The 12,368-nt window shown below is 69.2% G+C and carries 13 protein-coding genes; 6 read left to right on the plus strand and 7 right to left on the minus strand.

Annotated elements, in window-relative coordinates; translation table 11 throughout:
• Positions 1 to 53 precede the first annotated feature (53 nt).
• Positions 54 to 1,151, minus strand: coding sequence for a ferredoxin reductase (locus TU34_RS20045; protein WP_045824665.1), 1,098 nt, complete (start codon positions 1,149 to 1,151; stop codon positions 54 to 56).
• 368 nt (positions 1,152 to 1,519) lie between these two features.
• Between TU34_RS20045 and TU34_RS20050 the strand changes: the two genes are divergently transcribed.
• Both TU34_RS20050 and TU34_RS20055 read left to right on the plus strand, forming a co-directional pair.
• Positions 1,520 to 3,013, plus strand: a complete 1,494-nt coding sequence (locus tag TU34_RS20050) for a bifunctional phosphatase PAP2/diacylglycerol kinase family protein (protein ID WP_045824666.1) — start codon at positions 1,520 to 1,522, stop codon at positions 3,011 to 3,013.
• Positions 3,006 to 3,782: an alpha/beta fold hydrolase gene (locus TU34_RS20055; protein WP_045824667.1), complete on the plus strand. Its 777-nt coding sequence runs from the start codon at positions 3,006 to 3,008 to the stop codon at positions 3,780 to 3,782. The genes TU34_RS20050 and TU34_RS20055 overlap by 8 nt, the downstream gene beginning before the upstream one ends.
• A 24-nt stretch (positions 3,783 to 3,806) precedes the next feature.
• Here TU34_RS20055 and TU34_RS20060 read toward each other — a convergent pair whose 3' ends face one another.
• Genes TU34_RS20060 through TU34_RS20070 form a run of 3 tightly spaced genes read right to left on the minus strand, consistent with a single transcriptional unit; the run spans position 3,807 to position 6,217 of the window.
• The gene (locus tag TU34_RS20060) at positions 3,807 to 4,688 is read right to left on the minus strand and encodes a sucrase ferredoxin (RefSeq protein WP_045824751.1); all 882 of its coding nucleotides are present in this window, start codon (positions 4,686 to 4,688) and stop codon (positions 3,807 to 3,809) included.
• Positions 4,689 to 4,732: 44 nt separating this feature from the next.
• Complete coding sequence (locus tag TU34_RS20065; RefSeq protein WP_045824668.1) at positions 4,733 to 5,950, minus strand: cupin domain-containing protein; 1,218 nt, start codon at positions 5,948 to 5,950, stop codon at positions 4,733 to 4,735.
• Positions 5,951 to 5,962: 12 nt separating this feature from the next.
• Complete coding sequence (locus TU34_RS20070; RefSeq protein WP_045824669.1) at positions 5,963 to 6,217, minus strand: hypothetical protein; 255 nt, start codon at positions 6,215 to 6,217, stop codon at positions 5,963 to 5,965.
• A 183-nt stretch (positions 6,218 to 6,400) separates the two neighbouring features.
• On the opposite strand from TU34_RS20070, the gene TU34_RS20075 reads away from it, so the two are divergent.
• Both TU34_RS20075 and TU34_RS20080 read left to right on the plus strand, forming a co-directional pair.
• The gene (locus TU34_RS20075) at positions 6,401 to 6,943 is read left to right on the plus strand and encodes a TetR/AcrR family transcriptional regulator (protein ID WP_045824670.1); all 543 of its coding nucleotides are present in this window, start codon (positions 6,401 to 6,403) and stop codon (positions 6,941 to 6,943) included.
• 73 nt (positions 6,944 to 7,016) lie between these two features.
• Positions 7,017 to 8,624, plus strand: a complete 1,608-nt coding sequence (locus TU34_RS20080) for a GMC oxidoreductase (protein ID WP_045824671.1) — start codon at positions 7,017 to 7,019, stop codon at positions 8,622 to 8,624.
• A gap of 9 nt (positions 8,625 to 8,633) precedes the next feature.
• Here TU34_RS20080 and TU34_RS20085 read toward each other — a convergent pair whose 3' ends face one another.
• Entirely contained in the window at positions 8,634 to 9,755 is a 1,122-nt protein-coding gene (locus TU34_RS20085; protein WP_045824672.1) for an MBL fold metallo-hydrolase, read from the minus strand.
• Positions 9,756 to 9,882: 127 nt separating this feature from the next.
• Between TU34_RS20085 and TU34_RS20090 the strand changes: the two genes are divergently transcribed.
• Positions 9,883 to 10,533 (plus strand): TetR/AcrR family transcriptional regulator, encoded by a 651-nt coding sequence (locus tag TU34_RS20090; RefSeq protein ID WP_045824673.1) that lies wholly within the window; start codon positions 9,883 to 9,885, stop codon positions 10,531 to 10,533.
• On the opposite strand, the gene TU34_RS20095 is transcribed toward TU34_RS20090, so the two are convergent.
• Positions 10,470 to 10,703, minus strand: a complete 234-nt coding sequence (locus tag TU34_RS20095) for a hypothetical protein (protein WP_045824674.1) — start codon at positions 10,701 to 10,703, stop codon at positions 10,470 to 10,472. The genes TU34_RS20090 and TU34_RS20095 overlap by 64 nt on opposite strands.
• Positions 10,704 to 10,786: 83 nt before the next feature.
• Here TU34_RS20095 and TU34_RS20100 point away from each other — a divergent pair, with 83 nt between their 5' ends.
• A complete protein-coding gene (locus TU34_RS20100; RefSeq protein ID WP_045824675.1) occupies positions 10,787 to 11,749 on the plus strand; it encodes a GlxA family transcriptional regulator in 963 nt (320 codons plus the stop codon).
• Between the two features lie 19 nt (positions 11,750 to 11,768).
• On the opposite strand, the gene TU34_RS20105 is transcribed toward TU34_RS20100, so the two are convergent.
• Positions 11,769 to 12,299, minus strand: coding sequence for a hypothetical protein (locus tag TU34_RS20105; protein ID WP_045824752.1), 531 nt, complete (start codon positions 12,297 to 12,299; stop codon positions 11,769 to 11,771).
• Positions 12,300 to 12,368: the final 69 nt, after the last annotated feature.

Here is a 12,368-nt window from a genome sequence, read left to right on the forward strand (position 1 = left end):
CGATTCGCTGGTGTTGCCCGCCGCGCGGGCTGTGGTGGAACGGGATCCCTGGGTCACAGGTCCACCTCCACGTCGCCCTCGGCGCTGTTCACGCAGATGCGGATCGACTGCCCCTCGGGTGAGGAGACGTCTCCGGTGCGCAGATCACGGATCTGTCCCTTCTTCAACACACCCGTACAGGTGTGACAGATGCCGATGCGGCACCCGTACTTGAGCTCCAGCCCCGCCTTCTCGCCTGCCTGCAAGATGGGAACGCCTGGCTCACACTCGAAGTCACTGTCGCTCTTGAGCATCGTGACGTGGCCACCCTCACCTTCACCGGGGTCTGCACCGAAGGTGGGTTGGAATCGTTCGAGCAAGATCTGGTCGCCGATGTCGTTGGCCTTGTAGTGCTCGACGAGATCGTCGAGCAACTCCGCCGGCCCCGACGCCATCGTGGTGCGCTCCCGCCAGTCGGGGCACAACTGGTCGAGATCCTCGGGCTTCATGCGGCCCTCGTCGCCGGTCACCCGCAGGTTCAGCGTGAAGCCCTCGTGCGCCTTGTCGAACCGCTCGAGTTCGCGCAGGAACATCGTCTGCTCGCGACGATGGATCGAGTGGATGGCCACGACATCGTTCATCTCGCCGCGATGGTCGAGCGCGCGCATCATGCTCATGATCGGCGTGATGCCGCTGCCGGCACTGATGAACAGCATCTTCTTCGGCAGGGGCTCGGGCAGCAGGAACGTGCCCTCGACGTCGCTGAGGCGGACGATCTCGCCGGGGCGGATCGCGCGCACCAGGTACGGCGAGACGGTTCCCTCCTCGACGAGCTTCGGCGAGACACTGATGAGTCCGTCGCGGGGCTCGGGATCCGAGGTCAGCGAGTAGGCACGCCAGTGGAACTTGCCGTCGATGACCAGTCCGAGCCGGACGTACTGACCGGGCTCGTGGCCGGGCCACTCGTAACCGGGTCGGATCCACACCGTGGAGGCGTCGGTGCCCTCGGGGCTGACCTCCTCGACGCGACCACGCAACTCCTTGGTGGTCCACAGGGGATTGATCAGCTCGATGTAGTCATCGGGTTCGAGCGGACTGAACAGCGCCCGGATTCCCTTGAGGAACCCCCTGCGCAGGGGCGATACCTGGGGTGTGGCGCCGCGTTCAGCCATCGAGACGCCCGCTGGGATTCATAGGTGACACGTGACCTCACAAGGTTCTCGATCGAGATGGCTGCTGTCCGCACCCCCGGTTACCCCCACGCCTGGCGTTCAGCGAGTGTGATCCGGGTCTCTCCGGCCAACAGTACGTTGCCTCAGGGCGTGGCGCGCACGCTTGCGATCACAGAACAGACAATGCAGTCGGGTGCAAGGTCACCGTCAGGTCACGGCCTCCCGGATGCGTGGTGACGCGCTCCAGATCAACGATCCGCGATGTGTGGTGCGGGACAAGCGACCGAACACTCGCTCCGTCCCGCGCCTGGTCAGTCGAGTGCGCCCATCGGCCTGAGGCAGACTGAGCGGATGAGAACCGGGGCGACATGACAACCGGACACCGCCGCCGGCGCATCGGGGTCGCCCTCGGTGCCGTCGATCGCGCCGTCTACGACGCGGTCGCACGATCGGACAGTCCTCTGCTCGACGCGACGATGCCGCGACTCACCAACGCGGCGAACTATTCGCGGCTGTGGTTCGCCATCGCGGCGGGACTCGTCGCCTCGCGGTCGGCGTCGGCCCAGCGGGGAGCGGCACGCGGCGTCACCAGCCTCGCCGTCAGCAGCATCGTCACCAACCAGGTCGCGAAACGGGTCTGGTCGCGACGGCGACCGATCCCCGACGCGGTCCCCCTGGCCCGGGTGGTCCGCACGCCGTCGTCGACGTCGATGCCCTCGGGACACTCGGCGAGTGCAGCAGCCTTCGCGGTGGGGGTCGGGCTGGAGAACCGGAAGTTCGGCGCCGCGTTGGCACCGTTGGCCGCGCTCGTCGGCGTCTCCCGCGTCGCCACGGGCGCTCACTACCCCGCCGACGTCGTCGTCGGGTTCGGGATGGGCGCCTCCATCGCGCTGGTCATCGGGCGGGTGTTCCCGCCGATGTCGGTGTACCGCCCGGTCGATCACGCCCCCCGGTGGGTGCCCACCCGTGAGCGCAGCGACGGCGACGGGGTGGTGCTGGTCATCAACCCGAACTCCGGAAGCGGCAGCGGGGAACGGATCATCGACGAGATCCGCGCCCATCTGCCCGCCGCGGAGATCGTGACCTGCGGCGAGGGTGACGACACCACCGAGTTGTTGCGCGCCGCCGCCGAGCGCGCCGAGGTCCTCGCCGTGGGTGGCGGTGACGGGACCGTCGCCGCCGCGGCCGACATCGCCCGCCTCGCCGGGCTGCCGCTGGCGGTGTTCCCCGCGGGTACCTTCAACCACTTCGCCAAGGACATCGGGTGCGCCACGGTCGCCGACACCGTCGACGCGATCCGCAAGGGCCGCGCGGCGCGGGTCGACCTCGCGCTGCTCAACGGTGAGACGGCGTTCATCAACAACGCGAACATCGGCGCCTATCCGCAGTTCGTGCGGTTTCGCGAGCGATACGAGAAGACGCTGGGCAAGCCGATCGCCAGCGTGTACGCGATGCTGCACACGCTGCGCCGCGAGCGGCCGGTGCGGTTGCGGTACCGGGACACCGACAACGGGGACACCACCGTCACCACGTCGCTGTTCTTCCTGGGGACGTCGGTCTACGAGACCCCGGGGTTCGCGCCGGCGCATCGACCACGTATGGACGACGGGCTCCTCGACGTCCGCATCCTCGAGGTCGACCGGCGGTTCGCGAAGAGCCGCATCATGTTCTCGGTCCTCACCGGTCAGCTCGCGCGGTCCAGTCTGTACCGCGAGCTGCGGGTCACCGATTTCACGGTGACCTCGCTCGACGGGCCCACCACCATCGCACTCGACGGCGAGATCCGAACCCGGTGCACGACGGCGTCGTTCACCGTCGACCACGAGGGTCTGGTGGTGTTCGGGAGTTTCGAACGTGAGTGAGAACCACTCAGTCGTCGCCACCGACGGGACGCGGCTGGCCGTCTCGATCCGTGGCCGCGGACCCGCACTCCTCTTGCTGGCCGGACAGTCCAACGACCACACCTGGTGGGACGGTGTGCGCGAGGACCTCGGCGTCGGCCGCACCACCGTCGCCGTCGACTACCGCGGGACCGGCGGCAGCGACTCTCCCGAGATGCCCTACTCGACAACGATGTTCGCCGACGATGCCGTCGCGGTGCTCGACGACCTCGGGATCGCGGACGCGGCCGTGTACGGGACGTCGATGGGCGGTCGCGTCGCACAGTGGGTCGCCGCGAACCACCCGCAGCGGGTCACCCATCTGATCCTGGGATGCACCACACCGGGTGACGCCCACGGCGTCCCCCGCAGCGCCGAGGTCCGCCGCGCGTTGGCGCACGACCGCTCGCAACAGGTGCTCACCGACCTGATGTACACACCGCGGTGGCGCACCGCGCACCCCGGCCCCTACCGCACCCTCGGCGACCCGACGATGACGAACCACGCACGACACCGACACCTGCAGGCGAGCAACAACCACGACGCGTGGGATGCCCTGGGCGACATCACAGCACCGACCCTGGTCCTGCACGGCAGCGACGACCGGATGGCCCCGGTCGGCAACGCCGCACTCCTCGCCGACCGCATCGCCGACGCAACCGTGCGGGTGTTCACCGGAGCGCGTCACGCCTACTTCGAGGAATGCCACCACGAGGCCGGCCCTGCAGTCACCGAGTTCCTCGGGCGCTGAGCGATCCGAACAGGAGCCGATCGGTCAAGGAAAGTCGATGCGATCCAGGGCGAATCGTCGGACGCTGCCGGGGATCGTCGCGTCGCACGTGGACAGCAGCGGCGGCGACGCCGAGACCCGCAGGGTCACCTCTGCACGCCGACCATCGCCGGCGTCGAGGACGACACGCGCGCTCTCCCCGTCGTCGAGCACGTCGATCGGCGCGAACGCCTCGATGCGATCGTCTCCGGTGTGTTCGCGAGCGAAGTGCTGCGCGGCCTGCACCACATGCGGCACACACGTCCGCCCGCGCAGCAGGTCGGCGGCAACGCGCCCCTGGGCGTGTCGGCCCATCAGGTCGACCACGTCCCCGGAGTCGACGCGCCCGTAGCTCAACCCGTCGGGCAGCACGATCATCGTCGCGGCGAACCGGTCGCCTCCCAGATGCGAGCACTCCCAGGTGATGTCGGGGTTCGCGGCGGCCAGATCGGCCGTCGCGGCCCGACCGCGCACCGCGCAACACCGGTCGTGTTTGCCGTGGGCGCACACCGCCGCGAGCGGGCCGTCCACGATCGATCCGGCCGAGCCGTCGAGGGGCAGATCCAGATAGTCCTCCGGCCCGGAGACCTCGCCGCCGTACATCACCGATCCGACCGGCCTCGTCTGCGCGATGAACCACCGCCAGCGCGGCGTCTCGGCGCGGCGCCCCGGGCGGCGGATCGCGACGATGCGCATCGAGGCCGCCTCGGCGCGACGGACGATCGCCCGCCCGAGTGCGGGGTCGAGGATGCGCGGCGACTGCAGGAACGCCGAGTGTCCCCACGGCCCGGCCACCTCCAGCAGCAGCCAGTCGTGTCCGAGAGACGCCGTCGCGAAAAGCGGTTCGTCGGCCGCTAGCGACCTGTCGCTACAGGGGGGCAGCGGCATGCCCCGCTCGCCGGCGATCACGCTCGGGCGGGCGCTCGGCGAGGTCACACCCCCGCCGGGACCACGACGGCCTCCCGCAGAAGGCGTCGGATCACCACGGTCGCGTCGGCGGTGTCGAGGCCAGGAAGGGTTGCCGCGTCCGCACTCTCGGCCGAACGGAGATGACGGAGAGCCGGCGCGCAGAAGTCGGGGAAGGAGATGGCACGGTCGGACAGCTGCACGTGGACGCGTCCGGCGACCGGGTCGTCGACGACGGACCCGATGAGTCCGTGGCGCCAGCGCACGCGCACCGATCCTGCGGCGGCGATCGCGTCGAGGGTGGCCAGGGGCCGCACCGCGGCGGGACGGGTGCGGCTCGCGAAGACCTCGGAGAGGTCGGTGGCGACCGCTGATCCCCACTCGTCGGCGCGGTCGCGGATCTCGTCGGCGAACGCCAGCAACGCCTTCGTCGCGTGGGCGGCGATCGCGTCGTGGTCGGTCGGGTCGATGCCGACGGGCAGCGAGGTCCGCAGGTCGGTCACCGCGCCGGCGACGCGGTCGACCGCAGCGCGCACGACGTCGACCCGTGTGAGTGCGGGGACGCCGATGGTCAGGTGGATGGCGGTCTCGTCGGTGGTCCGCGCCGAGTGCAGCCACCCCCGCGGCAGGTACAGGGCGTCGCCGGGGGCGAGATCGGTGTCGATGACGGGGGTCTCGGTGACGCGCCGGGAGATGGCGTCGCGATGACCGGTCCACGCATCGGTGGGCAGCGGACTGGTCACGACCGGTTCGTGGACCGTCCAGTGCTTGTGGCCGGCGACCTGCAGCACGAAGACGTCGTGCACGTCGTGGTGGGAGTCGAAGCCCTGGCTGCCAGGAGGGGTGATGTAGGCGTTGGCCTGCACGGGATGCCCGAGATCGTCGACGAGGCGACGGACGAACTCGATGACCGGGGGCCACAGGCGGTGCAGACCCTGCAGCACGATGGACGCCCCATCGGCGAACTGCGCCGACGCCTTTGCCGAGTCGACCTGATCGCCGATCTCGGCCCCGACTCCGGCCGGCCCCAGGAACTCGTCCCGGGACAACAGGGAACCGTTGCGCGCCATCCGGATGAACGGCGCGCGTACCCCGCGCTCGGAGAGCAACTCGTCGACCGCGGAGGCCGAGAGGAGATCACCGAAGTCGCGGGGCAGCGTCGTCGAGGTGCTGAGCAGTGGCCTACGACCCCAGTACTCGCGCTGGAAGGTTCCCAGATCGACTGAGATGCAACGGCTCAGCATCTTCTGGTGTCGTCAGGCCGTGCCGTCGGCGCCACCGTCGTGGCCGCCGGGGTTCGAGCCACCGTCGGCCGGGCCCTCGCCCGCACCCGCGGTGCCGTCGGCACCACCGTCGTGACCGTCGGGGTTCGAGCCACCGTCGGCCGGGCCCTCGCCCGCACCCGCGGTGCCGTCGGCACCACCGTCGTGGCCGCCGGGGTTCGAACCGCCGTCGGCGGGGCCTTCTCCGCCACCGGTGGAGGTGGTGATGTCATCGTCGTCGAGCGCCATGATCTGCCTTTCGTCGCACGTGAGCTGGTGTGTGGTCCAACTCCTCCTGTCTACCACCAGAGCGACTCGGCTCGTGGGCCTCTCGGACACCTCCGATCCGACCGGTTCCGATGTGTGTGACGCGGGGCCGATGGTGGTACACGCATGCGCCGGATCCGTACATCCACCCGGGATACTGGGGTCATGCGGTCCCGACAGAAGGTCATCGACGCGGCCCTCGAACTGGTAGGCGAGGGCGGGTTCGCCGCGGCCAGCATCGCGGCCGTGGCGTCGCGGGCCGGGGTGTCGCGGCAGACGATCTACTCGATCTTCGGCAGCCGTGAGGACATGGTGTCGCAGGCGATCATCAGCGTGACGATGGCGGCGACGGAGGAGATGCGGTCGGGTGTCGACACCGCCGAGGGGCCCACCGAGTACCTCGTGGAGTTCATCGTCGCCGGCCGGGCGGTGCTCTACCGACACCCGGTCCTGGCCACCCTGTTGCGCGGCGAATCCCTCAACCCTCTCTTCGATTCCGGCATGCTCGACCGCGCGCGCCCGGTGGCGCGGGAGATGCTGTCCCCCATGGCCGATCAATTCCCCCAGCTCGCCCCGCGCATCGACGACATCGTCGAGATGGCCGTGCTCCTCGGTCTCTCGGTCATCCTCTTCGACGACCCGACGGGCCGCTCCGACGAGGACCTCCGCACGTTTTTGACACGCTGGCTCGGTCCGTACCTCGGTTAGTTCTTGACACTTTCTGCGCCGACTGTCTAGTTTCAGGACGTCATCGCATCGCCGATCCATCGGGGGATCCCACATGGCCGACGTCAGTCGCCGCTCGTTTCTCGCAGGTACCGCCGCCGCAGGTGTCGCCGCGCTCGCCGCACCCGTTGTGGCGCAGGCTCAGACACCACAGGGCCACCGCGGGCCGGCACCCGCAAGCGTCCGCCTCACGCGCGAGAGCCACCGCGTCGTCGTCGTCGGCTCGGGATTCGGCGGTGGCGTCACCGCTCTGCGTCTGGCCGAGGCGGGGGTCCCCGTCCTGGTTCTCGAACGGGGCAACCGCTGGCCCACGGGTCCGAACGCGAAGACGTTCCCACTCGCCACGGCGCCCGACAAGCGGATCCTGTGGCACCGCGGCGCCCCTCAGTTGTTCGGGAAGCCGGTCGGCTTCGAGCCCTATACCGGTCTGCTCGACGCCGTCGTCGGCGAGAACATGACCGCGATCTGCGCGGCGGGGGTGGGCGGCGGTTCCCTCATCTACCAGGGGATGACCCTCCAACCCGCCGCGGACGTCTTCGCGACGCAGTTCCCGGAGCAACTCGACTACGCACGCATGGCCCGCGTCCACTACCCGCGGGTGGCGCGGATGCTGCAGCTCGAGACCGCGCCCGACGCGCTCGTGGACAGTCCGCCATATCACGCGCCGCGCGTGTTCGCGAAACGTGCTCGGGCAGCGGGACTCCCGGTCTCGAAGATCCCCATGCCGATCGACTGGACCTACGCACTGCGCGAACTCCGCGGGGAGATGACGCCCTCGTACACCAACAGCGCCGGCACCCTCGGGGTGAACAACGGCGGCAAACACAGCGTCGACGTCACCTACATCAGGCAGGCCGAGGCCACCGGCCTCGTCACGGTCGCGGTACGCCACGAGGTCCGCGAGGTCTTCCGAACCCGCAACGGGCAGTGGGAGGTCCACGTCGACCGCACCGACACCTCGGGTCGCGTGCTGGAGAACAAGATCATCACGACACCGACGCTGGTGATGGCGGCGGGGACCATGAACACGACGCGCCTGCTGATGCGCGCCGCCGCCAAGGGCCAGATCACCGACATGCCCGACGGCCTGGGACAAGGGTGGGGCAGCAACGCCGACCGGATCTACACCTGGACCAGCCTCGCCGACGACTTCGGCGCCGTGCAGGGGGGACCCGTCGTATTCGGAACGCTCGACTGGTCACGACCCACCGAGGCCATCACGGTGATCCAGGCGTCCATTCCCTCACTGGCAGGCATCGACTCGCGCACGACGATGATGGTCGGCTACGGCGTCAGCGAGGGCCGCGGCCACTTCACCTACGACTCCCGCGCCGACGACGCGATCCTGCGATGGCCGGCCGACGGCGACGCCCACATCCAGAACACGCGCATCGGTCCCACCGTGCGGAAGATCGCCCGAGGAGACATCCTCGGCGACACCACGGGCGTCTTCCCGAACACGTGGCACCCGTTGGGCGGTGCATCGATGGGGTCGGTGTGCGACCTCGACGGCCGCGTCCGCGGACAGAAGGGCCTGTACGTCCTCGACGGTGCGTTGATGCCCGGCAACTGTGCGGCGTGCAACCCGTCGATGACGATCGCCGCGATCGCCGAACGCGCACTGGACAACCTGGTGGCGAACGACGTCGGGACCATCATCTGACGCGCGGACCTACCGCGCCCGCTCGATGGTGCCGTAGTCGAGTCCGCCGTGCGAATACGTCGGCACCACCGGCCACTGTCGCTTCCACGACGCGCACTCCGACGACGCGATGATCTGCAACCACCGCGGGTCCCTCGGCGACGGCGACGCCATCGTCTTCTCCTTCACCATGGAGTCGTACTGGTCGAGCGAGTCCTCCATCGTGTTGGCGTTGAGAACGACCTCGCGGTTGTAGAACGCCGCCTGCTGCCGCACACCGGGGATCTTCGACAGCTCGGGTTGCCAACTGTCGGCGGCCATCCCGTTCTCCGACGACACCCAGACGCCGTCGGGGGTGTTGACCACCAGCGAGTGGTTGCCGTCGGTGTGACCGGGCGTCCACAGCAGGCTCACCCCGACACCGAGTTCGACGTCACCGTCGAACACCCGCACACGGTCCATCGGCACACCGTCCATCCCGTCGGCGACGTACCACGACCACTGCAACGGATGCGGCGCCTCGAAGGTCCCGAGTTCCTTGCGATGGACGAGCAGTTCGGCGTTGGGGAACAACGGCTCCCGGGGCGCGGACTCACCGGGGATGACCGAGGTGCTGCCGAGGATCATTCGCACGTCCTGGACGTGCAGGTGGTCGAAACTGAGGAAGTCGACGTCGTCGTTGCTCAGTCCGCACTTGGGCAACACACTCTGCGGGTCGTTGTAGTACTTCGTGAACACCCTGTGCGACAGGAACTTCCCGGCCATCGATTCCAGCTTGGCGTAGAACGGCGCCTCGGCGGAGCCCGCCGCGACCGTGGGCTCCCACACCAGCGTCTTGAGTTCTCCGTCGAAACCCTCGAACTGGACGACGAACATCCGGTTGATGATCGAGATCATCGGGTTGGGGCCCACCGAGTACCCCTGGAAGGCGAACCGCTGCGGATAGGGCGCCGCGGCGATGTCGAAGCTCTTGATCGCGCGGACCTGTCCCTGGGCGATGAACCGCTCGCGGTAGGCCTGTGCCGCTGCGCGGACGGCATCGAGACGCTTGCCGCGCGGCCAGATGTCGTGGACGCCCTCGAATTCCGGTATCGGTCGGATCACCCGATCGTCGATGGGTGCGGCGTGGGTCGGCGCCTCGAAGGTGGTCATGCCGGCTGCTCCTCGTCATCGGGGTCGTCCGGCGAGAATACATCATCTGACACGCGCTCGTTCCCGAATGCCCGCAACGATCCTCCGGACACGATCGTCGACCCCGGGCCGACTAGTCTGGTCTGCGATGAGGCCGGGCGCGACGAGTGAGCAGACGACGGGCCGTCGCTACGGCGGCCAGGATCCGGCGGCCCGGCAGGCGGCACGGCGTGAGCAGCTGCTCGACGCCGGACTCGAGTGCTTCGGCACCGACGGCTACCAGCGGACCTCGGTGAAGCAGGTCTGTGAACGCGCCGGACTCACACAGCGCTACTTCTACGAGTCCTTCGACGATCGCGAGAGCTTGCTGCTCGGGGTCTACGACTCCGTCGTCGAGGTGGTGCGCGGCCGGACAGAGGCCTCCATCGCCGATGGCGGCACCACCATCGCCGACCTGGCCCGCATCGCGCTCGGAGAGTTCGTCGACTGCCTCACCGAGGACGCGCGACGCGCTCGGATCATGTTGCTCGAGGTCGTCGGCGTCAGCCCCGCGCTGGAGGCGCGCCGCTACCGGGTCATCCACGACTTCGCCGACGTCATCGTCGCGGCGGGCGCCGCCCACGCCGGTCTCGGGGAGACCACTCACGAGTTCCACCTCGTCGCGGTCGGCCTGGTGGGTGCGGTCAACCAGCTGCTCGTCGACTGGGTGCTCGGCAACGGGTCGACCGACCCCGATCACATCCTGGCGGTCTGCGTCCGCCTGTTCGCGGCGACGTTCGACGACTTCGTCCCCGACTGATCCACGACCGGATCGCGTTCGGTCAGCATGAGCAGTTCGGCATGGATGCGCGCGGCGTCGGGGCCGCTGGAGAACGGCACCCGGTTCAGGTGGGCGGTGTCGCGCTGGTTGCGATAGATCGCGACGAAAGCGACGACGAGGACGGGCACGAGGATCACTGCGAGAGTCATGTCAGAAAGTGTGTTCTCGCACATATCGTGCCACCAGCGGCAGAATTGCCGATGTTCACAAAATTTCTGCCACACTGGTCGTCATGCTGCGAACAGTCGCCGTGATCGTGCAGGAACCCGTCGCACTCTTCGAGTACGGGGTGGTGCACGAGGTCTTCGGACTCGACCGCACCGATGACGGTGTGCCCCCGTTCGAGCTGCTCATCTGCTCCCCGACGCCGAACGTCCCGCTCTCGAGCGGCAGCGGGGGGTCGATCATCGCGCCCCTGCCGCTGTCGGCCGCCCTCGACGCCGACCTCGTCGCGATCCCCGGTGGCCCGAGCGACGGCGACCCGCTCCCCGAGGTCCTCGACGTGCTGCGCACCGTCGCCGCCCGCGGTGGTCGTCTCCTGTCGGTGTGCACCGGCGCCTTCACGATCGCGGCCACCGGACTCCTCGACGGGAAACGCTGCACCACGCACTGGCGTCACGGCGAGAAGTTGACCGCGCGATACCCGAACACCGTCGTCGACACCGATGTCCTGTTCGTCGACGAGTTCCCGATCGTCACCAGCGCGGGCACCGCGGCCGGGATCGACGCCTGTCTGCACATCGTCCGGCAGGAACACGGCCCCGTGGTGGCCAACGCCATCGCGCGACGAATGGTGGTGCCGCCCCACCGCGACGGCGGACAGCGACAGTTCGTGTCGGCGCCCGTCCCGGACTGTTCCGAGGACGGCTTCGGCGCGGTGCTCGCCTGGATGCTCGAGAACCTGGCCGACGACATCTCGGTGCCCGCCCTCGCGGCGCGCTCGCACATGTCCGCGCGAACGTTCGCCCGTCGGTTCGTCGACGAGGTCGGCACCACCCCCCACCGATGGCTGACCGAACAGCGGGTGCTGCACGCGCAGAACATGTTGGAGGCGACCGACATCGGGATCGAAGAGGTCGCCGAACGGGCCGGCTTCGGTTCGGCGACCCTGCTGCGACACCACTTCTCGGCCGTCGTCGGGGTGTCCCCCACCGCCTATCGCCGACGCTTCGGGTGCGCGGTCACGGCCGACTGAAAGTCCGGCGCTGCCCGCCTCAGGGCTTCGTGGTGGTCGGGTCCCCTGTGTCGGCGGTCCCGGTGTCGCGGTCCGCGGTGTTCGCGGCGTCGGTGGTCACCGGGGCCGGCTCGACGATGTCATCGAATGCGATGCGAGGGACCACGGTGGCGGCGAGGACAGCCCGCACCGCGTGCACGATCGTCGCGACACCGAAGCCGACGGCCGCGGCGAGCGCGAGGTAGAACGCCACGTCGACGAGCGCACCCGACCCGGGTTCGGTCACGAGGGCCGCGGCGAGCGCCAGGACCAGCCCGCCCAGGGACCACGCGGTCGCCACCAACCGGGGCGCGGTGGTCGACGCGGCGAACAATCGGCGGTAGATCGTCGTCTCGAACTCGTCGACGGCCGCCAACCGCACCGGGTCCCCGTCGGCGAGAGTGCGCAGTGATGCGGCCAGTTCCGCGTCGCGACCGAGGTGGTCACCTTCGCGCCGCCGGTGGTGGGTGTAGGCGATGACCGCCGCGATCGCCGCCACCAGTCCGAACGCCGCCACCACAGAGCTGTCCACGGCCGTCACGCTACCGCCCGACCCCACCCTCGGCGGCCCACAGCGAATTGTCCGTTTGACCGCCCGCCG

This window comes from Williamsia herbipolensis (assembly GCF_000964005.1).
GTDB classification, from domain to species: domain Bacteria; phylum Actinomycetota; class Actinomycetes; order Mycobacteriales; family Mycobacteriaceae; genus Williamsia_A; species Williamsia_A herbipolensis.

Bases quoted from the DNA above. Each gene is read 5' to 3' on its own strand.
- TU34_RS20095 (WP_045824674.1), bottom strand. From the start codon at position 10,703: ATGACTCTCGCAGTGATCCTCGTGCCCGTCCTCGTCGTCGCTTTCGTC.
- TU34_RS20050 (WP_045824666.1), top strand. From the start codon at position 1,520: ATGACAACCGGACACCGCCGCCGGCGCATCGGGGTCGCCCTCGGTGCC.
- TU34_RS20100 (WP_045824675.1), top strand. From the start codon at position 10,787: ATGCTGCGAACAGTCGCCGTGATCGTGCAGGAACCCGTCGCACTCTTC.
- TU34_RS20065 (WP_045824668.1), bottom strand. From the start codon at position 5,950: ATGCTGAGCCGTTGCATCTCAGTCGATCTGGGAACCTTCCAGCGCGAG.
- TU34_RS20085 (WP_045824672.1), bottom strand. From the start codon at position 9,755: ATGACCACCTTCGAGGCGCCGACCCACGCCGCACCCATCGACGATCGG.
- TU34_RS20075 (WP_045824670.1), top strand. From the start codon at position 6,401: ATGCGGTCCCGACAGAAGGTCATCGACGCGGCCCTCGAACTGGTAGGC.
- TU34_RS20060 (WP_045824751.1), bottom strand. From the start codon at position 4,688: ATGCCGCTGCCCCCCTGTAGCGACAGGTCGCTAGCGGCCGACGAACCG.
- TU34_RS20090 (WP_045824673.1), top strand. From the start codon at position 9,883: ATGAGGCCGGGCGCGACGAGTGAGCAGACGACGGGCCGTCGCTACGGC.
- TU34_RS20045 (WP_045824665.1), bottom strand. From the start codon at position 1,151: ATGGCTGAACGCGGCGCCACACCCCAGGTATCGCCCCTGCGCAGGGGG.
- TU34_RS20070 (WP_045824669.1), bottom strand. From the start codon at position 6,217: ATGGCGCTCGACGACGATGACATCACCACCTCCACCGGTGGCGGAGAA.
- TU34_RS20080 (WP_045824671.1), top strand. From the start codon at position 7,017: ATGGCCGACGTCAGTCGCCGCTCGTTTCTCGCAGGTACCGCCGCCGCA.